Genomic DNA, 20,144 nt, shown 5'->3' on the forward strand with positions numbered 1-20,144 from the left:
TCGGCTGAATTTTGCCTGAATGCAGGGTGAATCGGCGCGAAGGGGCCAGGGCGGGGTGGTTGCCGACCATCCCCACGCCAAACAGGCCGCGCTGTAGGTGACCAGCACGATCCTGACTCTGTGGCGAAAGCCTCTTGGCGCTTTGGCACAAGAAAGGTACGCAATTCAGGCGCAATCTTAGGCGGGCTGTAACGGTATATCGCCCATAATGTTCCTTCGCCGATTCGGGCAACAATATCTCGCTTAGCGTTGGACTCACTACCAGGTCGGTCCTGGGCGGGCTTCAGAGGGACGCATCATGAGCGAACACAATACCAGCCCGCCGTGTAAAACCATCCAGTTGTCAACACTGCCATTTCCCGTGGTGGGCATTGGCGCTTCCGCTGGGGGCATTTCAGCAGTCATTCGTCTGCTACAGCATGTGCCGCACGACAGTGGCATGGCTTTTGTGGTGGTGCTGCACCTGTCGTCCAACCACGAGAGCCACGCGCCGGAGATATTTCAGCACGCAACGCCGATGAAGGTCGTCCAGGTCAGAGAGACGACTGCCATCGAAGCGGACCATGTCTATGTGATAGCACCGGGCTCTCAGCTGCAGATGGATGACAGCCACCTGGTCGTCGAGCCGGGCCAGCGTCCCCGCGGTGCCCTGGTGACCATCGATGTGTTTTTCCGCACGCTCGCCATCGCGCATCGTGAGCGGGCGATTGCGCTGGTTCTGTCGGGTGGCGGCAGTGACGGCTCCGTGGGCCTTGCCGAGATCAAGCAGGAAGGTGGCGTCACGATGGTGCAGAAGCCTTCGGACGCAGAGCACTCCAGCATGCCCAATGCGGCTGTGGAAACGGGCCTGGCCGACTTCATACTGCCGGTACACGAGATGGGCCAGAAGCTGGTGGACTTGTGGCAAAACGCCCGCACCATGCTGCTGCCCCAGGTGCCCGAGCCGCAGCCTGAGGCATCGTCTTCTGCAGAGATCGAGGACGAGATGGCGCAGAGAGCCATCCGCGACGTTCTCGATATTCTGTTGCAACGTACGCAGAATGATTTTCACCACTACAAGCTGGGGACGGTACTGCGACGGCTGCAGCGAAGGATGCAGATCACCCGGCAGCCCAGTCTGCAGCATTACCGCGAATACCTGGTCAGCCATCCGCAAGAAACCAGCCCGCTGCTGCAGGACATGCTGATCAGCGTGACCAGCTTCTTTCGCGACCGCGAAGCCTTTGACATGCTCGACCAGCTCTACGGGCAGTTGCTTGCCAAGCAGCGTCCGGAGCAAGCCAGAGCTTGGGTGGTAGGTTGCGCGACCGGTGAGGAGGCTTACTCGGTGGCCATGATGCTCAACGACCACGTGGCCGAGATGAAGAGCGTGAGTGCACAGATATTCGCATCGGACATCGACGAGCGGGCCTTGGCCCGCGCGCGTACGGGCCACTATCCATCGGGCGCCGCCCACGATATCTCTGCGACACGTTTGCGTCGGTATCTGGAGCCCACTGACAACGGCCTGCGTGTCAAGAAGGCACTGCGCGAGCAGATCCTGTTCACCCGCCACAACGTGTTGCGCGATGCGCCTTTCTCGCGGGTCGACATCATTTCATGCCGCAATCTGCTGATCTACCTGGACCGTTCCATCCAGATTGAGGTGCTCAAGGTCTTCCACTTTGCGTTGAATCCGGGCGGGCTGCTCATCTTGGGCTCGGCGGAAACGGCAGACGCCATGCCCAACCACTTTGCGGTGGTGGACAAGAAGCACCGCATCTACCGCGCCACCCCATTGGCGGCTCAGCGCCGCGAGTTGCTGCCGCTGCGCACGGTCTCGATCCCTACCGCACCCGTGCCTGAGCTGGAATCGCAGTCATCTCCGATTGCTGATCTGCACCAGCGTGTTTTGCAAGTCCATGCTGGCGTCAGCATTTTTGTTGATGCGCAGTTCAAGATACTGCATACCAGCAAGGGTGCGAGCCATTATTTGCGCTATGCCGAGGGCCAGCCCTCGCAAGGGCTGATGGAATCCCTGCTTCCCAAGCTCGTGCCATCGCTGCGTCCAGCGCTGTTGCTGGTGGCCCGCGAGGGCGGCAGCGCAGCTGCTCGGCCGGTCACCATCGATGGAGAAGTGGGCCCGATTGTGGTGCGCATGTCTGTGTATGGCGGCTCGCTAATGGCTGCCAGCGGCCAGCTGCTGATCAGGTTCGAAGAGGTGCATCAGGACCTGGGTATGGGCAGTGAAGGCGTCGATCCCGCCGTGGATATCCTGGAGAGGGAGCTGCAGCGGCTGGGACAGCAGCTGCAGGGGACATTGGGTGAATCGGTCTATTCGGACGAGGCATTGCGCGCCTCGAATGAGGAGCTGCAGTCGATGAACGAGGAAATGCGTTCAACGACGGAAGAGCTGGAAACCAGCAAGGAAGAACTTCAGTCGGTCAATGAGGAACTGTCTACCGTCAACTTTGAGCTCAAGCACAAGGTGGAGGAGGCGGACCGGGTCAATGACGATCTGAGCAATCTGATCGCGTCGATGAACATCGCCACGCTGTTCGTAGACCGCGATCTCCGCATCAAAGGATTCACACCGCTGGCAAGCTCGGTGTTCAGCGTTCTGTCGTCGGATGTCGGGCGGTCCTTGCTGGACCTCACCCACCGCCTCAAGCATGAGGGGCTGAGCGAAGATGTGCAGCATGTGATCGCCACCCTGAGCCCGATCGAGCGCGAGCTGGCTTCGGCAGATGGCCGCTGGTACCTGATGCGTGTCTCGGTCTACCGCACCAGCGAAAACCGTATCAATGGCGCCGTGCTCAACTTCATTGACGTAACCGAGCGCCGCCAGGCGCAGGAGGCTGTACGCGTTCGGGACGAGCGCCTGCGCATGGTGGCAGAGACCACGCGTGACTATGCGATGGTCACCATGGACAGTGCAGGCGCCATCACGGGCTGGAACCGAGGCGCCGAGCTGATGTTCGGCTACACCGAGCTGGAAGTGCTGGACCAGCATTTCCGCATGCTGTTTTCACCTGAAGACCGCCAGGCCGGTCAACCCGAAGAAGAGCTGCGCCAGGCCCTTGCAGAGGGCCGCGCTCTGGATGAGCGTTGGCATCTGCGCAAGGATGGTTCGCGCTTTTACTGCAGCGGAATCACCAGCTGCTTTTTTGAGGGCACCACCCATGCGTTCGCAAAGATTGCGCGCGATCTGACCGAGCGGCAACGCTTGGAGAAGCAGCAGGCCGATCTGCTGCGTGCCGAGCAGCAGGTGCGCAAGCGCCTGGAATCCGCTACCGCCGCGCGCAGCGAGTTTCTGGCGGTGATGTCCCATGAGCTCAAGGGGCCGCTGAACCTGATGCTCTTGAACGCCGAGGTGCTCAGCCGCGCCGAGCAGATCCAGTCCGCTGCTCCGCTGATCCGGGCCGCTGAAAACATCAAGCGCACGGTGCGCTCGCAGGCACGCATCATTGATGACCTGCTCGACCTGTCGCGCCTGAACACCGGAAAACTGGCATTGCAGCCAAGCACCTTCGCCGTTCGGCCATTGATTGATCGCATCATTGAAGCGATCCAGGTCCATGCACGCACCAAGCAGATTTCGGTGAGCTGCAGCGGAGACGATGTCACCATCGAAGCCGACCCTATTCGCATAGAGCAAGTCATCTGGAACCTGGTGAGCAACGCAGTCAAGTTCACGCCGCCTGGAGGCACGGTCAAGGTGGCGGTGGGCGAGAGCGATGGCTGGGCTTCCATCTCGGTGGCGGACAGCGGCAAGGGCATTGCGCCGCAGTTTCTCCCGTATGTCTTTGACATGTTCATGCAGGAAGATGGCAGCGCCTACACCCGCAAGTCCGAAGGGCTGGGGATTGGGCTTGCGCTCGTCAAGAGTCTTGTAGAGCTGCATGGCGGTGAGGTGGGTGTGACTTCCTCCGGGCTTGACCAAGGTGCCTGTTTTACCCTGCGTCTGCCCTTGCTGGTCGGCTCCAGGGGCAGCCCGCAGCCCGGAAAGCCCGGTGGGCTGCCGTCGCAGGGCGTGCGCGTGCTGCTGGTCGATGATGACGAAGATGCGCTGGAGCTGACATCACTGCTGCTGGAAGACAGTGGTTTTGCGGTAACCAAGGCGGGAGATGCCAGCCAAGCCATTGCGCATGCCCAGCAGTCCGATTTTGACGTGATCGTTTCCGATATTGCGATGCCCGTCATGGACGGGCGCCATATGCTCAGGGAGCTCAAACACTTGCCGGGCACGGCCAATGCAGCGGCCATCGCGGTCAGCGGCTTCGGACGGCCGGAAGATGAGCAACTGTCGCTGCAGGCGGGGTTCGACCTTCACCTGAAAAAGCCCATCACGATCCAGGTGCTGGTGACCGCCATCGGCATGTTGCTGGAGCGGGCGCGCTGAGATCAGCAACGCAGTTGCAAGCTGGGCACAGGCGGCTCCTCGTGGCTTGGGCTGATGACCTGGCCTGTGGGTGATGACGAAATGCTGGGCGGCTCCGGGGAAGCCGTCCGACACAAACCATGCGGTGGAGGCGAAGCTATGCCAAAGCAGGCAAGAGTTGCCGGGAGCGTCGGCTTGCCGCCGCCATCGGCCCAGCTTCACATCTGGCTTATTCCGCAAAAAGCGCCGACCCCACAATAAACACGGACTCCTTGGCCACCATGTGCAGCAACGTCGCAGCGATTTCTTCCGGCGTGCCAAATTGGGCCAGCGCGGCCTGAAGCTCAGTCCTCGCCGGGACGCGGATAGCCTGCATCGGCCCAACGTTGCGCAGACGCTCGGCTGAGGCTATGGTCCGGCCGGACGCGAACCTTGGCCAACGCGCTGCCATCCTCTGCGGTGGCGGTGAGGGTCGCGGAGGGATTGTCCTCGTCGGGCTCAATATCGAGAGAGACGGTCACGCGCGATCCATTCACCACGATCTGGATGTCCTTGTGCAACTGGGCCGCCAGGTGCTGCTCATGCCGCCGCATGACTTCGTGGGCAGTCTTGACGAGGGTGTTGAAGGCAGAAACGTCAAGCGGCTTGGGATTTTTCTTGTCGCGGCCCATCGTCCATGGCCCCACCAGGCTGGGCTCGGCCTGGCCGTCCTGGGTCATGGCAACCGCCCAGCCATCGTCGTCTTCATTCTTGATGACGCGGGCCTCCCAGCCGTTGTGATGCCAAAGGCAGTCTTCGAAGACGGAGGCAGCTTCTTGTTGGAGCTCTTCAGACATTTTTGGGCCTTTGTGAAAACTATCAAGGGCAGAATTTTACTGTATATTCATACAGTCTTGCGTGCTTGGGTCTTATCTTAACGGTGTCGGCTTCAGAAGGTCGTCAGCAAGCCCGGTGTTCAAAGCGGCTGACATCAAAGATCCAGGCCGCGTAGTTGCGTCAATCGCTGGCATCCACAGCCTAAAGCTGTCACTGGCAGCAAATGCGTCAACTGCAGCTTCAAGACCCAGGCAGTAACTGCGGCGCAGCGGTCTAAGCCCATGCGCCGGCACCTGCTGCCCCCACCTCACATCTGGCTCATCCCCCCATCCGCAATAATCTCTGTCCCCACAATAAACCCAGATTCCTTGGACGGCAGGCTGCCACGATGGCGCGGTGCTCGTCTTGTGACGCCTTGAGGCCGAAGCGGTGTGATGGCTGGGTGCGCAGTTGGATATCGATGCTGCGCACCAGGTCTTCGATCATCTGCAGCAGTCTGGCGCGGGCGCAGGCGGCACCTGCCCCCATGTTCATCAACGGGCTTGCCGCTGGATGCCTGGGAACTTCCACGACAATCTGGGGGATGCCAGACCTCGACCTCCATCTCTTCCAAGCCCATCTCCAGCGCTGGGGCGCGCAGCCCGCTGGCAGGCCTTTGGCCACGTCTACCAGCGATCTTCTGCCTGTCAGTCTCACGGGGAAGTGGAATGGCCTCCCGGCGATGATCAAAATCAGCCGAGACCTGGACGAGCGCATCGGCGGGCAAGTGTTGCAATGGTGGGATGGCGCCGGTGCGGCTCGCGTTTATGCCTCCGATCCGCCGTCAGGCGCGCTGCTGATGGAGCGGGCCACGGGCTCCAGGCATTTGCTGCGCATGGCTTTAGAGGGAGAAGATGACGCAGCGACGACCTGTATCTGCCTCAGCCTTCATCAACTGCATTCCCACCGGCCTTCTGCGCCGCCGCCTGAAAACCTGCTGCCCTTGGCGGATTTCTTTCGATCGCTGGCGCCGATGGCCGCGCAGCAGGGCGGCCTGATGGCTGAATGCGCAATGGTGGCGCAAGAGCTGCTGCAGGATCAGAGGGAGCAGGTCGTCCTGCATGGGGATGCACACCATAGCAATATCCTCGATTTTGAACAGCGCGGATGGCTCGCGATAGACCCTAAGCGCGTCACCGGTGAGCGGTATTACGACTACGTGAATGTGCTGTGCAACCCGGACCTGAAGACCTGTACCGACCCGGAGCGCTTTGCGCGGCAGTTGGCCGTGGTGGTCGATGTGGCAGGCCTGGAGCGTCAGCGCCTGCTCCGGTGGGTGATGGCCCATGCCGCGTTGTCAGCGGCCTGGTTTTTGGAAGACGGATGCAGAACCGAGGCCGATGAGGAGTTGGCTGTTGCACAACTGGCCAGGCAGGCGTTGGCTTGACGATCCCATCGCTGCGGTCTGCTCGGTTGCTTCCACTACCTGTTCCCCTCCGCCTGGCCCATGGGGGGGGCGTTTGCGGCAGAACGTGCGCCCACCCCCTCACATCTGGCTCATCCCCCCATCCGCAATAATCTCCGTCCCCACAATAAACCCAGATTCCTTGGACACCAGGTGCAACACCGTCGCAGCGATTTCTTCTGGGGTGCCAAAGCGGCCCAGTGGAATCTGCGTCAGGATGCCGGCAGCCATGGCCTTGGCTTGGTCGGGGGCCAGGCCCAGCTTGCCGTAGAGCGGGGTGCTGACGGGGCCGGGGCTCACGACATTCACGCGCACGCCCTGCGGCAGCAGTTCGGCCGACAAGGTCTTGGCCAGGGAGATCAGCGCGGCCTTGCTGGCGGCGTAGACGCTGGAGTTGGGCATGCCGATGTGGGCGTTGATCGAGCCGTTCAGCACGATCGATCCGCCGCGCGTCATCAGCGCCGCCAGGCGTTGGATGAGGAAGTAGGGGCCTTTGACATTGGTGTCAAAGCTGCTGTCCCACAGCGCCTCATCGATCTGCGGCAGCGGGCCAAACTTGGCCACGCCGGCGTTGATGAACACGCCATCGATCACGCCCATCTGCGTTTGCAACTCGGCCACCAGTGCGGCTTGGGCTGATACGTCACCCGCTTCACTGACCAGGGCCAGCGCGTTGGGGCCCAGCTCAGCCTTGACGCGGGCCAGGCTGTCGGCATCGCGGCCGGTGGTTGCTACCCGGGCGCCTTCACGGGCAAAGGCGATGGCGGCTGCAGCGCCGATGCCACTGCTGCCACCGGTGACCAAAATGTTTTTTCCTTCAAAGCGGTTCATGATTTTTCCTTCGGTTGTTTCGTTGATGTCTTGCTGGGTTATCAGCCCCAATGCAGGGCTGATGAATGAAGTATCTGCCGATGGATCGCGCTACAGACAGCAGGATTTCGATGAACTCGTGCAAAAATACCGAACATGTTGAGTCTCGAAGATCTCCAGCTGCTCGAAGCGGTGCGCGCCACCGGCAGCCTGTCGCGCGCGGCCGAGCGGCTGGGCAAGGCCGCGTCCACCGTGTCCTATGCGGCGCGTCAGCTGGAGGAGCGGCTCGATGCCCTGCTGTTTGACCGTGCGGGCTACCGCATCGCGCTCACGCCTGCCGGCTTGCTGCTGGTGGAGCAGGGCGCACAGTTGCACGCCCAGGCGCGGCGGCTGACGGAGCGGGTCAAGCAGGTGGCGCGGGGCTGGGAGTCCGAGCTGCGCATCGTGACCGACGAGCTGGCCAACATCGAGGCTTTGCTGCCATTGATCGCCGACTTTGACGCGCTCAAGAGTGGCGTGCGCCTGCGCATGGCCCATGAGGTGCTGGGCGGCACCTGGGAGGCCTTGCTGGACCAGCGCGCCGACCTGGTGGTGGCTGCCACGAACGAGCCGCCGGCGATGGCGCATCTGCAATGGTTTGAGCTGGCGCAGCTGGAATGGGTGTTTGCCGTGGCACCGCACCACCCGCTGGCACGCGAGGCACGAGACGGGCAACCGCTGTCGGTGGAGGCCATCGCCGCGCACCGCTCGGTCGTCGTGGCCGATACCTCGCGCCTGGCGGTCGCCCGCAGCTACGGTGTGCAGACGCACCAGGAGCGCCTGGCGCTGCCCAGCATGCGCGCCAAGATCGCTGCCCAGGTAGCGGGACTGGGCGTTGGCTGGCTACCGCTGGAGAAAGTGCGCGATCACCTGGCCCACGGCAGCCTGGTGGCGCTGGCCACGCAGGACCCGCGTGACCCCAACCTGCTATTTGTCGGATGGCATTCGCACCGCGCAGGGCCGGCGCTGCAGTGGTGGGTGGACAAGCTGCGTGATCCGCGCCTGGTGCCGCCATTGCTGCATAGGAACTACTGAGCCCGTTCGCTGATCTCCATCCCCAGTGCCCGCAATCTCGCCCGAAGATCGTCAGCACCTACAAAATGGATCGCTTGCATTCCCTGGCGCATTGCTGCCTCGACATTGCGCGGGCTGTCGTCAATGAATACCGCCGATGCAGGATTCAGGTTGAAACGGGCGATGACCAGCTCGAAAATTTCTGCTTGGGGCTTGGCAAGGCGTTCATGGCCGGACACCACGATGCCGTCGAACCAGGCAAGAAAATCGAAGCGCGCCTGCGCAATCGGAAAGGTTTCGGCGGACCAGTTGGTCAAAGCGAGCAGACGCAGCGGCTGTTGCCGCAGCTCCTTGAGGATGGCAACGGAATCGTCGATCGCTCCAGGCACCATCTCCGACCAGCGGTCGAAGTAGGCGCGAATGGCGGCCTCCTGCGCCGGATGCCGTTCAATGGCCTCGGCAATGCCTTGCTTCCACGGCCGGCCCCGATCCTGCTGGTCGTTCCACTCGGCGGTACACACCTCCGCCAGAAAGGCTTCCATGCCCGCCTCATCGCCCACAAAGATTTTCCGGTACAGATGTCTGGGATCCCACTGGATCAAAACGTTGCCAAGATCGAAGATGACGGTGTCGATGGGTGGTGTTTTCATCTGAACGGTGGGTGCGGCCCACTTTAAAAAATTGGTTCTCAGCGCCTCGGGGCGCCTTGTACAGCGGCGGCCTGTAGCTGCGTGAAAGGGGTCACCGCAGTGGAGGCCAGCGCAACGCAGCCGTTGCGATGCTTGTCCTGGCCCGGGGCACAACAGCGTGCTGCGGCGAAAGGCGCTCTTCCTGCGCTGCAAAGCCTGCTGCATCGCCTCGCGATGAGGCATGATCCTGCCAGCCAACCAGTTTAAAGGGATCCATTGCCCATGCCTGCTGTCCCCGACCTCGTATTCCGCCCAGCGCTGGACGCTGATCTGCCGCAGCTCTATGCCTGTGATCCGTATGCACAGGACCATGAAAGCAGACGGTCCGAGCTCAGGCGCATGGCCGAGCAAGCCTCCTGCATCGTGGCCGTCGAGGGCGGCCTGCTGCTGGGGTTTGCGGTGCTGGAATACCACTTCTTCGGATGCGGTTTCATACCGCTGGTGTGCGTCGCTCCCGCACACCGCGGCAAAGGGGTTGCGCTTGCTTTGCTCATCGAGCTGGCGCATCGCTGCGTCACCCCCAAGCTGTTTACCAGTACGAATGCTTCCAATGCACCGGCGCAGAGCCTGTTTGTCCGCGCGGGTTTCATGCGAAGCGGCATCGTCGAGAATCTCGACCCGGGTGATCCTGAGCTTATCTACTTCCAGGATCTAGCCAGCGGCAAGGCGCAGCAGCCGCTGCATCCATAGGGGGCGAGCACCGGGGGTGCCGTGGCGTTGGCGCTGCTTGCCCGCACCTCTGCCGGCCCACCTGGAGCCGGGATTGGCATACACTCCCCCGCATCTCTCCATTGCGCTATAACCCACCCGTGACGACCCAGCACCAGATAACCGACGCCGAACTCCAGGCCTTTGCGGCCGAGGCGGCAGCCCAACCCCGTTGCGCTGAATGCACACCGCTGTGGCGGCCGGGTTGGGAGTCGATGTCTGCCGCCGCGGGTACCGACCACCTGGCGTTGCTGGGCGCGCTGGGCAGCGAAGCGTCGTGGGAACAGCTGGAAGAGTTTCATCCAGCGGGCACCAACCTGTGGTCGCCCGATGCCCCGATAGCACCTGGCTGGCACCCCTACACCCGCAGTACCTTGTGGCGCTGCGCCCGCTGTTCGGGGGCATTTCTCCGGTACACCGAATACGGCGGCTATTACTTGGAAGAGCGCATCCGCCCGCTGTGGGCGGATCTCATCGTTCGGCGCTAGAACAGGCGGCGCCGGAGCGGCTGGACCGCCAACGGGCCGGTCTGCCGCGGCCACCGGCCATCAAGACCCGGGGCCATCAGACGGTGGAGGCTTGTTCCGCTACGCATGGCCGCTGATCAAGCCTGCATCATCGGCAACTGCCAGATTTACTGCGGCTCGTTCCAGCAGGAGTACGGCAGTGTCCAGGTCATTGTCTTGGTGTTGCCGGGTACAAACACATAGCCGTCCGGCGCGGTGGAGGTGACGATGGTGAACCCCGAGGTCAGCGCTTCCCGGTTCGACACGAAATTGTTGCTGTCGTAGGTGGCCTCGGTGGCATTGCGGACATAGCTGCTGACGGTCGTCACGCCCGTCTCATTGAAGGTGGGCTCGTTCACGAGACGCGGTGCATACGCATAGAGCAGTCCATCCAGTGGCTCGGACGAGTTGTAGGGGTAGCTGGCAATGATGTCCGTCGTGCAGGTGTTGGTGGGCGCAGCGGTGACGCTGATGGGCAGAAGCGGCGCGGGCGGTGTGCATGAATAGGCTTGCGTGGTGCAACTGGCGCCCGGTGCGATTTCTGAATTCACCGCGCAGCTTCCCGTTTCTGCGGAATTGCCGTTCGCGGTGATGCGCATGCGCACGCCACTGGTGTTGGTGACGGTCAGCAGCGGCGCAGGATCGGCGTAGGGCACGCTGCTGTCTGCCAGCGTGCCTCCCGCTGGGTTGACAAGTTCATAAGGGCCCGCTGCGCGCACTGATTCGATCCATGATCCACCCCCCAGCGACAACAGACTGACCGCCGCTGCCATGCCTGCGATGGCCAGCATGCGCGCTTTGTAGCCATCGTGGCGGCTGCGCCAGGCGAGCACTGCGATGAGTGCTGCCAATGCTGCCACTGCAAAAATGCCCAGGCTGGGAACTGGCGTGGTAGGTCCCACAGGCACCGTGACCACCGGCGTATAGCCCAAGGATATGTCGCAGGTGTTCACGACCTGGTCGGTGACCGTGATGGATATGGCGGTCGGTGGAGCGCATTTTTCCGACAAGGTTTCTGCGGTCATCTCGCCGGTGGAATTATTCATTCGGAATCCCCCAGGGAAGCACACCTGGTATTCCATTGAATACCTGCCCGGGGGCACCGAAGCGGCTGCTTTCACTGCACCCGTCGATGTATTCAGCGTCACTCCCGGATGGGACGCCGGGGTTACCACGGCCAGTTGAAAATAGTGGATGCTGGCTGGCTCCACCCTGTCCGGCTCAAAGGTGTCATCCATACTCCAAAACACCGTGTCATTCGCCAGCACATTGGCAATGGCGATCGTGTCCGCGCCGGAAGGCGTACTCCCTGAGTCTGGTGACGCGCTGAGATAGGTCGCTTCCGACACTATCTGACAGGCTTGGAGCGTGGACATGTAGATTTGGCCAGCGGGACACACCAGCAACGATGAATCCTGCGCTTGCGCCTGCGTCAGCCCGCCAAGCACAAGCAGCAAGCTGCACATCATGCGCTGTCGTGCTCTGCCAAAACAGGATTTGAAATTTATCATGGCGCCGCCTCTCGTTTGAGAATATCTAGCTGAAGTTATTCCAGTGCAGCACCATTATTTTGGTGATTTATTATTTTCTGTATGCGTGTTTTTCCTATCCCTATTAATGGCTTATAAAATGCTTTTCCAATGAATTTTTTAAGAAAACCAAAGATATTTCAAATTAATAAAAGAATTTTAATATCTGGATGTGCTAGGGATTATCTGCAAAACTCCCTGCCGTGGCCAGAATGCGGGCCCGGGCGATTTACGGCGTTGTCTTTCTTGTCTATCGCATTGCACTGATTTCAAACGACCTCTTGCGTCTCATCTGGTCCGCGCCCATTCGATGGGGTCTGCATACGATCCCCCTGGAGCGCCTGGCCGCCGCAGCGGTCAGCCCGCATCAGCAGCGGTACTGCCATCCATCTATAGGACAAATAGCTGGGGTTGCCTGCACGCGGTCCGCGTCATACTGTGCATATGCCTGCCCGTCCCGCCCATCTGCTGTTGATCGATGACCACGCCTTGTTTCGGACAGGTCTGCGCCTGATCGTGCAGGAGCATCCGGAGGTGGGTGCCATTTCCGAGGCCGGCTCCATCGCCGAGGCCTGTGCGCTCGCGCAGCGTGCCCCAGCATCGGGTGGGGGTGGGGCGGTTGACCTGGTGTTGCTCGATATCATGCTGCCCGGCATGAACGGGTTCGATGGCATGCCCTCGTTGCGCAAGGCATTTCCGCAGGCGCGTATCGTGTTTGTGTCGGCCAGCGTGGCGCCTGATGGCGTGCGCGAGGCGCGCGCACAGGGCGCCGATGGCTTTCTGTCGAAGTCCGCCAGCGGCAATGACATTCTGCAGGCCATCGGCGCGGTGCTGGCGGGGCAGCCCTGCTTTGCGGTGCCAGCGTCCTCCGGCCCGCTGCCGGATGGGGTCGCGCTTACGCCGCGTCAGCGTGATGTGTTGCGCCTGCTGAGTGCCGGCAAGCCCAACAAGGTCATTGCGCGGCAGCTCGACTTGAGCGAAAGCACAGTGCGTGGGCATGTGACAGCGATCTTTGCGCAACTGGGCGTCGACAACCGCAGCGCCGCCTTGCTGCGCGCGCAGCACCTGGGCCTGGTGGATGTATTGCCTGCCTATGCCGGGCCTGCGTCCGCGGCTTGAAGGCCTGGTATGCCCAACGACGCAAGCCTTGCCCCTCTTTGCGCCGCCGAGCAGACGGCTCTCGTGGATCTGCTCTACCGGCAGTCGCACGCGATGCTGTTCATCAATTTCGTGATCCCCATTCCAGCGGTCGCCGTCTTCTGGTCCCATCTGCCGCACGCGCTACTGCTGGCCTGGGGTGCATCGATCATGCTGGTAACGCTTGCACGCATTGCGCTGGCACGTGGCTGGAGCCGCCATACGCAGAACCCCGCAATGGCCGCAAGGGCCGACGCCAGCCGGGTCTGGGCCTGGCGCTTTGCCGTGGCCTGCGGGCTGTCCAGCGCGCTGTGGGGCGCCATGGGCTGGGCGTTCTACCTTTCAGACCAGCCGCAGTTGCTGGCGTTCCTGGCCTTTGTCATCGCGGGCATGTCCTGTGGCTCCATCACCTCCTTCGCCGCGTTTCCTCCAGCAGCCGTGGCAGCGCAAACGCTGCTGATCCTGCCCTTTGCGGTGCGCAACCTGGGCCAGGGGCATGGGTTGCCGCTCGTCTACGGGGTGTTCGCGCTGTGTCTGTATGGCGCCAACCTGTTCTATACCCGGGTCTCCTACCGCACGCTGGTGGACAGCGTGCGCCTGCGCTTCGAGAATGCCGCGCTGGTCGATCAGTTGAAGAAAGAGCGCGACCGCGCAGAAACCGCCAACCGGGCCAAATCGAAATTTCTGGCCGCCGCCAGCCACGACCTGCGCCAGCCGCTGCACGCGCTGGGACTGTTTCTGGACTCGCTGCAGCGCAGCGCCCTGTCGGAGCGGCAGGCAGAGGTGTTGGGGCATGCGCGCGCCGCCTCGGTCGCCGCATCCGAAATGCTCACGACGCTGCTGGACTATTCGCGCGTTGAAGCGGGGGTCGTGCGCACGCAGGAGGCACCCTTTGCCATCCAGCCGCTGTTGAGTGCGCTGGAGCGGGAGTTCGGAGCGCAGGCCGATGCCGCAGGCTTGGTCTACCGCTCGCGGGAAACCACGGCAGCGGCATTGGCGGACAAGGCATTGGTGGATCTGGTGATGCGCAACCTGTTGTCCAACGCGCTGCGCTATACGCAGACCGGTGGCGTTCTGGTGGCCTGCCGGCGCCGGGGCCAGCAACTGGCGCTGGAGGTGTGGGACACCGGCTGCGGCATTGCGCCCGAGCACCTGCAGTCCATCTTTGAAGAGTTCCACCAGCTGGGCAACCCCGAGCGCGACCGCCGAAAGGGCCTGGGACTGGGTCTGGCCATCGCACAACGCCTGGCCTTGCAACTGCATACCCGCATCGACGTGCGCTCGCTGCCCGGGCGTGGCTCGGTGTTCCGCCTGTGTTTGCCGCTGTGGTCGGGTGCGCTGCAGAGCGTGCCGGACCCGCTTGCAGCCCCTGCTGCATCCGAAGACCGCCTGGCCGGGCTGCACATCGTCGTGATCGATGACGACGAGGCGGCACGGCGCGCGATGCAATCGCTGCTGGAGAGTTGGCATTGCCACTGCACCTGCGCCGAGTCGGGACCGGATGCATTGCAGCAGCTCAGCGCCACAAAGCAGCCTCCGGATGCGATCATCACCGACTTCCGTCTGCGCAACGGCGAGACCGGCAAGGAAGCGCTGCAGCTGCTGCGGGAGCATGGGCAGCATCCCGTGCCCGCCATCATCGTTACCGGAGACACCTCGCCGCAACGCCTGCGTGATGCGCAGTCCACGGCGGCCCTGCTGCTGCACAAGCCGGTATCCACGGCGGACCTGCAGCAGGCGCTGATCCGGCTTTTGCACCCCTAGCCACTGCGCCATGGTCTTGGGGCATGCGCGCAGCCCAGGCGGCCCAGGCCGCAGACAGGCTGCTACCGGTCCCCGGTCGCGTGCCCGATCAGCCCGGTACCAAGGACCGGCATCACTGCGGCTCCCGGAGCAGCTGCGCGTATTGTCGGTAGCCCCCTACCGCTGCGACGACGACCCCGATACCGACTCCCCAGGCTACGGGGACACCGAAGCCCAACACCAGCAGCAGGGTCAGGCCGATGCTGACCAGCGCGATCCACACAGCGGTGACGAAGTCAAAACGGGCCACTGCGATGGCGTCATCGGCGATGCCGCGACTGGCATGGCCCCGTTTCTGGCGCTGGCGCCTGAACACCCATACATCGGCAAAGAACGCCGCGACCCCGGCGATAAGATCGGTGACGAGACTCATGGTGGAAAGGCTTTCGTTGCAGTGGTTGGGGCCTTCAGCAGATGGTTGGGCCCATGGTGCTGATTACGATCGCGAATGTAGCCGAAAAACAGGAAACCGGAGCCACCCCGGCCAAACAGGCCAAGCTGGGCATCGCGCTGTCTGCGCAGGCGGCCACGGCGGCAGGTGGTTTTGGTGGGCACTGGACCAGCGCGCGGGGGTGCTGCACTGCCAGCCTTGCACCGCTGTGCCCATAGGTGCTGTGCCTGGCGCGCATCGGTCCGGTTCCTGCAGAGGGCCAGGCGCGGCTTGCCAAATACCACCATCGCTCACCAGCTGCAACCGGTAGATGTTCTAGGCGGCCATCGCCACAATCGCTTTAACATGGCTTGGCGGCGGACCAACGCCACGCAGATTTCGTTGCAGATTTTGACATCAGCTGCCAAGGTTGCCAGCGCAGATGTCCGGCAATAAAGCCCGAATCGATTCATTCCAGAGTCGATTCGGGCTTTTTTTTGTCTGCTTTTGCATTCCCGTTTTCCGAACCCTGCATGGGTTCGCAGGCGGAGCTTTGCCTACGCTGCTCTGAAACCCCTGCGCTGCTGCCCGCCGGACCAGTCGCACTTTTTTCTCACCAACCTGGAGCACAGCCATGAGACATGGAGATATTTCGAGCAGCAATGATTGCGTAGGGGTTGCCGTCGTCAACTACAAGATGCCACGCCTGCACACCAAGGCCGAGGTGCTGGACAACTGCCGCAAGATCGCAGACATGGTAGTGGGCATGAAGCGAGGGCTGCCGGGCATGGACCTGGTGGTGTTCCCCGAGTATTCGACGCACGGCATCATGTACGACGCCAAGGAGATGTACGAGACCGCTTCGGCCATTCCCGGTGAAGAGACGGCCATCTTTGCCGATGCCTGCCGCAAGGCCAATGTCTGGGGCATTTTCTCGCTCACCGGAGAGCGCCATGAAGAGCACCCCAACAAGGCGCCCTACAACACCTTGATCCTTATGAACAACCAGGGCGAGATCGTGCAGAAATACCGCAAGATCATGCCCTGGGTGCCTATCGAAGGCTGGTATCCCGGCGACTGCACCTATGTCAGCGAAGGCCCCAAGGGCATGAAGATCAGCCTGATCATCTGCGACGATGGCAACTACCCCGAGATCTGGCGCGATTGTGCGATGCGCGGCGCCGAGCTGATCGTCCGCTGCCAAGGCTATATGTACCCGGCCAAAGAGCAGCAGATCATGGTGTCCAAGGCCATGGCGTTCATGAACAACACCTACGTGGCCGTGGCCAATGCGGCGGGCTTTGACGGGGTCTACTCCTATTTCGGGCACTCGGCCATCATCGGTTTTGACGGCCGCACCCTGGGCGAGACGGGTGAAGAGGAAATGGGCATCCAGTATGCCGAGCTGTCCAAATCGCTGATTCGCGACGCCCGCAAGAACGGCCAGTCGCAGAACCACCTCTTCAAATTGGTGCACCGGGGCTACACCGGCACCATCAACTCGGGCGACGGCGACAAGGGCGTTGCCGCCTGCCCCTACAGCTTCTACAGCCAGTGGGTCAACGATCCCGAGGGAACGCGCGAGATGGTCGAGTCGTTCACGCGCACGACAGTGGGCACCCCTGAATGCCCCATAGAGGGGATTCCGCACGAAGCGCCCCAGCACCGCTAAAGCCGGCACCCCAGTGGGCATGGCCGCCCGGTAGCGCGCAGCCATGCCATCCGATAAAAAACAAGGAGACAAGCATGCTGGGTATTGCGCTTTTTTTCATTGGTGTCGTGCTGATCGTCAACGGTGTGGGGCTGAGCGGCCGCATGGATGCGCGGGACTCTGCGCCGGTCAATCTGCTCGTGGGTTTGCTGGCTTTGTTCCTCAATGCCGTAGGCATTCTGCGTGCAGACACCGACCCCGATTTTTTCGCTGCCGCAGGCGGCCTGCTTTTTGCTTTCACCTACCTGTACCTGGCGGTGGTGCAGTGGTGGGCCCTCAAGGGCGTGGGCCTGGGTTGGTACTGTCTGTTTGTAGCGGTCAGCGCGCTGGCATTTGCCGCCACTGCGGGTGATGTCCGCGTCATCGCCATGTGGCTGGTCTGGTCGAGTCTGTGGTTTTTCTTCTTTCTTGCGCTGGGGTTGGGCAAGCAACTGCGCTTTCTGGCGGCCTACACGGTGCTGGTGGGCATTGTGACCTGCTGGATTCCAGGTTTGATGTTGTTGACGGGGAAATGGTGAACATGATGAACGCAAAAGACCCTCTGTTAGCCGCTCGCGGCGATGACCCGCTGGCCGGGTACCGCCTGGCCCAAGAGCCGTTTTACCGGTCCGCGCGCAATGAGATCGCGCTTTACGAACAGGCCTACCGGCACCGTATGCCGCTGATTCTGAAAGGGCCGACCGGATGCGGAAAGACGCGCTTTGTCGAGCGCATGGCCTGGGCGCTTCGGCGCCCGCTCATCACGCTGGCCTGCAACGAAGACATGACCGCCTCTGACCTGGTCGGCCGCTACCTGCTCGATGCCGATGGCACGGCCTGGCACGACGGGCCGCTCACCATGGCGGTGCGCTACGGTGCCATCTGCTACCTCGACGAGGTCGTGGAGGCACGGCAGGACACGACGGTCGTCATCCATCCGCTTACCGACGCGCGCCGTGTGCTTCCGCTCGACAAGAAAGGGGAGGTCGTGCACGCCCATCCGGATTTTCAGCTGGTGGTCTCCTACAACCCCGGCTACCAGAGCAGCGCCAAGGACATGAAGCCCTCGACGCGGCAGCGATTTGCCGCGCTGGAGTTTGACTACCCCGACCTTGCCACCGAGGCCGACATCGTCGCGCACGAAGCGGGCATAGACCATGCGCAGGCCGAGCGTCTGGTCGCGCTGGCCCACAGCACGCGCGCGCTCAAACACCATGGCCTGGATGAAGGCGCCTCCACCCGCATGCTCATCTATGCCGGCTTGCTGATGCGCGATGGTGTATCGCCCGCCGACAGCTGCGACATGACCATCACCCAGGCCTTGACGGATGACCCCGATACCACCGAGGCGCTGAAGAAACTCGTGCATGCCAAATTTGGTAACTAGAAAGCACACCGCCATGGCCCCACCATCCGCGCCTCTGTACAGCGAGCGCTCCGCCACCACCTGGATCGACGACGACACCTTGGCTTTTGAGCGCCTGGCCAGGCTGGCATCCGGTCTGGCGTTGACGCAGGTGCAAGTCCATCCGTTGCAGGCTGCCAGCCCGCGTCAGCAGGCGGGCGGACTGCTGGGCGGCGCAGCGGCCCGACCCGCCTCTGCGCAGCGCGCCATTGTGCTGGCTGCAGACGAGGGGGCGTCTTCAAGCGCGGTGCGCTTGGTGCTGCCGCCGCTGCACGGTGTGCCCGACGCTGAGCGGAGCCACCGGCACACCGCGATGGTGGCGCATGCTGCGGCGCATCTGCTGCATTCACCCGCGCGCCAGCCGAGCCAGGCCTTGAAGCCCATGGGCATGGCGGTCGTCTCGGCGATAGAAGACGCCCGCGCCGAGCGCCTGTTGCTGCGCGACTACCCCGGCGCACGCCCCTGGTTCGAGGCGCAGATCGCGCCTGAGCCCGAGGCGGGAGACCTGGGTTTCACCGCCTTCATCGCGCGGCTGGACCGGATCTTGTTGCAGGTGGACAGCGGTAGCGCCAACCACTGGGTGCACAAGGCGCAGCAACTTTTTGAAGACACGGTGCACCGGCATGGACTGGAAGACTATGCGGCATTCCGTGCCATTTCCTCCATCCTCGCCAATGACCTTGGCCAGATGCGCGTGCGGATGGATCCACAGCACTACGCCGGGCCTACGCTCTACCGGGATGACAACAGCTACCTCTGGGCGCATCCCGAATCTGAAGACAACCAGGACGAGGCCTTGCATCTGCCCCAGGCCGCCGCGCAACCGCAGGCGGCGCGCCCTAGAGACGCGCAACAGCCACCCGAGCCGGCGCAAACGCCCCAGGCGGCCGAAGAGTTCGAGATCGCCCGCTTTCACTACCCGGAATGGGACTGCCAGCGCGAGCAGATGAAGCACGATTGGTGCCAGGTGATCGAAAAACTCCCCGCGTGGCAGGGGCTGAGCGAGATCGGCGGCCCGCGCCCCTCCAGTACCACCCGTGTTGACCGTCTGGCGCTGCGCCATCCCCACATCCTCGACCGGCACCACCGGCTTCGCCGCCAGTGGGAGGGCGATGCGCTGGACCTCAATGCAGCCATCGAGGTGCAGGTGGACATGCGGATGCAGCTGCGCCCCGATCCGCGCCTTTTCATGCGCGCCGGCAAGGGCCCACGCCCTGGCAGCATGTTGGTGCTGCTCGACATTTCCGAATCGGTCAACGACCTAGGCCCCCAGGGCCAGAGCCTGCTGGCTTTGGAAAAGCAGGCCGCATGGTTGCTGGCGCAGGCCAGCTCGCGCAGCGCTGAGCGCTTGGCCATCCATGCGTTCTCGTCCAACACCCGTGCCGAAGTCAACTACTACCGCTTGCTGGATTTTGGCCAGGTGCACAGCCGCGCCACGGCCGCGATGATCCAGGCGGTGCGCGGGCGCTTTTCCACCCGCATGGGCGCGGCGCTGCGCCACGCCAGCAGCTTGCTGCGCAACGAACCTGAAGGGCAGCGCAGCCTGTTGGTGGTCACCGATGGCGCGCCCCACGATATCGATGTGCACGACAAGCGCTACCTGATCGAAGACGCGCGGCATGCCGTTCAGGAAGCCAAGCGTGCCGGTGTGCGCGTTTGCTGTCTGGCCGTCGATGCCCAGGCCGATGCCTATGTGCGCCACATCTTCGGCTGGCGGGGTTACGACATCGCGGACGATGCCGCGCAACTGGTGCCGCGCCTGACCAGGATGAGCGCGCGCCTGGCCGCTGGGCGCTAGATGCGCAGGGCGCTGTCCAGCCTGGC

Annotated in this window: 17 protein-coding genes; 11 read left to right on the plus strand and 6 right to left on the minus strand. The window is 62.7% G+C overall.

Annotation, left to right across the window (positions count from 1 at the left end):
* Positions 1-298 precede the first annotated feature (298 nt).
* A complete protein-coding gene (locus tag AB7A72_RS11205; RefSeq protein WP_369460002.1) occupies positions 299-4,381 on the plus strand; it encodes a CheR family methyltransferase in 4,083 nt (1,360 codons plus the stop codon).
* 323 nt (positions 4,382-4,704) lie between these two features.
* On the opposite strand, the gene AB7A72_RS11210 is transcribed toward AB7A72_RS11205, so the two are convergent.
* Complete coding sequence (locus tag AB7A72_RS11210; RefSeq protein WP_312463207.1) at positions 4,705-5,196, minus strand: hypothetical protein; 492 nt, start codon at positions 5,194-5,196, stop codon at positions 4,705-4,707.
* A gap of 298 nt (positions 5,197-5,494) precedes the next feature.
* Entirely contained in the window at positions 5,495-5,662 is a 168-nt protein-coding gene (locus tag AB7A72_RS11215; RefSeq protein ID WP_312835963.1) for a hypothetical protein, read from the minus strand.
* Between the two features lie 97 nt (positions 5,663-5,759).
* Between AB7A72_RS11215 and AB7A72_RS11220 the strand changes: the two genes are divergently transcribed.
* Complete coding sequence (locus AB7A72_RS11220; protein WP_239812729.1) at positions 5,760-6,602, plus strand: aminoglycoside phosphotransferase family protein; 843 nt, start codon at positions 5,760-5,762, stop codon at positions 6,600-6,602.
* Positions 6,603-6,701: 99 nt separating this feature from the next.
* Here the strand turns inward: AB7A72_RS11220 and AB7A72_RS11225 are convergent, their stop codons facing one another.
* Complete coding sequence (locus tag AB7A72_RS11225) at positions 6,702-7,451, minus strand: SDR family oxidoreductase (RefSeq protein ID WP_369460003.1); 750 nt, start codon at positions 7,449-7,451, stop codon at positions 6,702-6,704.
* A 135-nt stretch (positions 7,452-7,586) separates the two neighbouring features.
* Between AB7A72_RS11225 and AB7A72_RS11230 the strand changes: the two genes are divergently transcribed.
* Positions 7,587-8,504 carry a LysR family transcriptional regulator gene (locus tag AB7A72_RS11230; protein WP_369460004.1) on the plus strand — a complete coding sequence of 306 codons (918 nt, stop codon included), beginning with the start codon at positions 7,587-7,589 and terminating at the stop codon, positions 8,502-8,504.
* On the opposite strand, the gene AB7A72_RS11235 is transcribed toward AB7A72_RS11230, so the two are convergent.
* A complete protein-coding gene (locus tag AB7A72_RS11235) occupies positions 8,498-9,133 on the minus strand; it encodes an HAD family hydrolase (protein ID WP_369460005.1) in 636 nt (211 codons plus the stop codon). The genes AB7A72_RS11230 and AB7A72_RS11235 overlap by 7 nt on opposite strands.
* A gap of 261 nt (positions 9,134-9,394) precedes the next feature.
* On the opposite strand from AB7A72_RS11235, the gene AB7A72_RS11240 reads away from it, so the two are divergent.
* Both AB7A72_RS11240 and AB7A72_RS11245 read left to right on the plus strand, forming a co-directional pair.
* Positions 9,395-9,862: a GNAT family N-acetyltransferase gene (locus AB7A72_RS11240; RefSeq protein WP_369460006.1), complete on the plus strand. Its 468-nt coding sequence runs from the start codon at positions 9,395-9,397 to the stop codon at positions 9,860-9,862.
* A gap of 119 nt (positions 9,863-9,981) precedes the next feature.
* Positions 9,982-10,368: a hypothetical protein gene (locus AB7A72_RS11245; RefSeq protein ID WP_369460007.1), complete on the plus strand. Its 387-nt coding sequence runs from the start codon at positions 9,982-9,984 to the stop codon at positions 10,366-10,368.
* Between the two features lie 146 nt (positions 10,369-10,514).
* Here the strand turns inward: AB7A72_RS11245 and AB7A72_RS11250 are convergent, their stop codons facing one another.
* Complete coding sequence (locus AB7A72_RS11250) at positions 10,515-11,897, minus strand: midcut-by-XrtH protein (protein ID WP_369460008.1); 1,383 nt, start codon at positions 11,895-11,897, stop codon at positions 10,515-10,517.
* A 462-nt stretch (positions 11,898-12,359) separates the two neighbouring features.
* On the opposite strand from AB7A72_RS11250, the gene AB7A72_RS11255 reads away from it, so the two are divergent.
* A complete protein-coding gene (locus AB7A72_RS11255) occupies positions 12,360-13,034 on the plus strand; it encodes a response regulator (protein WP_369460009.1) in 675 nt (224 codons plus the stop codon).
* 9 nt (positions 13,035-13,043) lie between these two features.
* Entirely contained in the window at positions 13,044-14,816 is a 1,773-nt protein-coding gene (locus AB7A72_RS11260; RefSeq protein ID WP_369460010.1) for a hybrid sensor histidine kinase/response regulator, read from the plus strand.
* A 112-nt stretch (positions 14,817-14,928) separates the two neighbouring features.
* Here the strand turns inward: AB7A72_RS11260 and AB7A72_RS11265 are convergent, their stop codons facing one another.
* On the minus strand, positions 14,929-15,228 hold the full coding sequence (locus AB7A72_RS11265; protein ID WP_369460011.1) for a hypothetical protein: 300 nt from the start codon (positions 15,226-15,228) through the stop codon (positions 14,929-14,931).
* 631 nt (positions 15,229-15,859) lie between these two features.
* Between AB7A72_RS11265 and AB7A72_RS11270 the strand changes: the two genes are divergently transcribed.
* From AB7A72_RS11270 to AB7A72_RS11285, 4 genes are all read left to right on the plus strand, one after another.
* Positions 15,860-16,897 carry an aliphatic amidase gene (locus tag AB7A72_RS11270; RefSeq protein ID WP_239812576.1) on the plus strand — a complete coding sequence of 346 codons (1,038 nt, stop codon included), beginning with the start codon at positions 15,860-15,862 and terminating at the stop codon, positions 16,895-16,897.
* 74 nt (positions 16,898-16,971) lie between these two features.
* The gene (locus AB7A72_RS11275) at positions 16,972-17,454 is read left to right on the plus strand and encodes an AmiS/UreI family transporter (RefSeq protein ID WP_239812575.1); all 483 of its coding nucleotides are present in this window, start codon (positions 16,972-16,974) and stop codon (positions 17,452-17,454) included.
* 5 nt (positions 17,455-17,459) lie between these two features.
* Positions 17,460-18,302 (plus strand): CbbQ/NirQ/NorQ/GpvN family protein, encoded by an 843-nt coding sequence (locus AB7A72_RS11280; RefSeq protein ID WP_369460012.1) that lies wholly within the window; start codon positions 17,460-17,462, stop codon positions 18,300-18,302.
* Between the two features lie 13 nt (positions 18,303-18,315).
* A complete protein-coding gene (locus AB7A72_RS11285; protein ID WP_369460013.1) occupies positions 18,316-20,118 on the plus strand; it encodes a nitric oxide reductase activation protein NorD in 1,803 nt (600 codons plus the stop codon).
* The last annotated feature ends 26 nt before the right edge of the window (positions 20,119-20,144 follow it).

The organism is Comamonas sediminis, from assembly GCF_041107495.1.
GTDB lineage: Bacteria > Pseudomonadota > Gammaproteobacteria > Burkholderiales > Burkholderiaceae_C > Comamonas > Comamonas sediminis.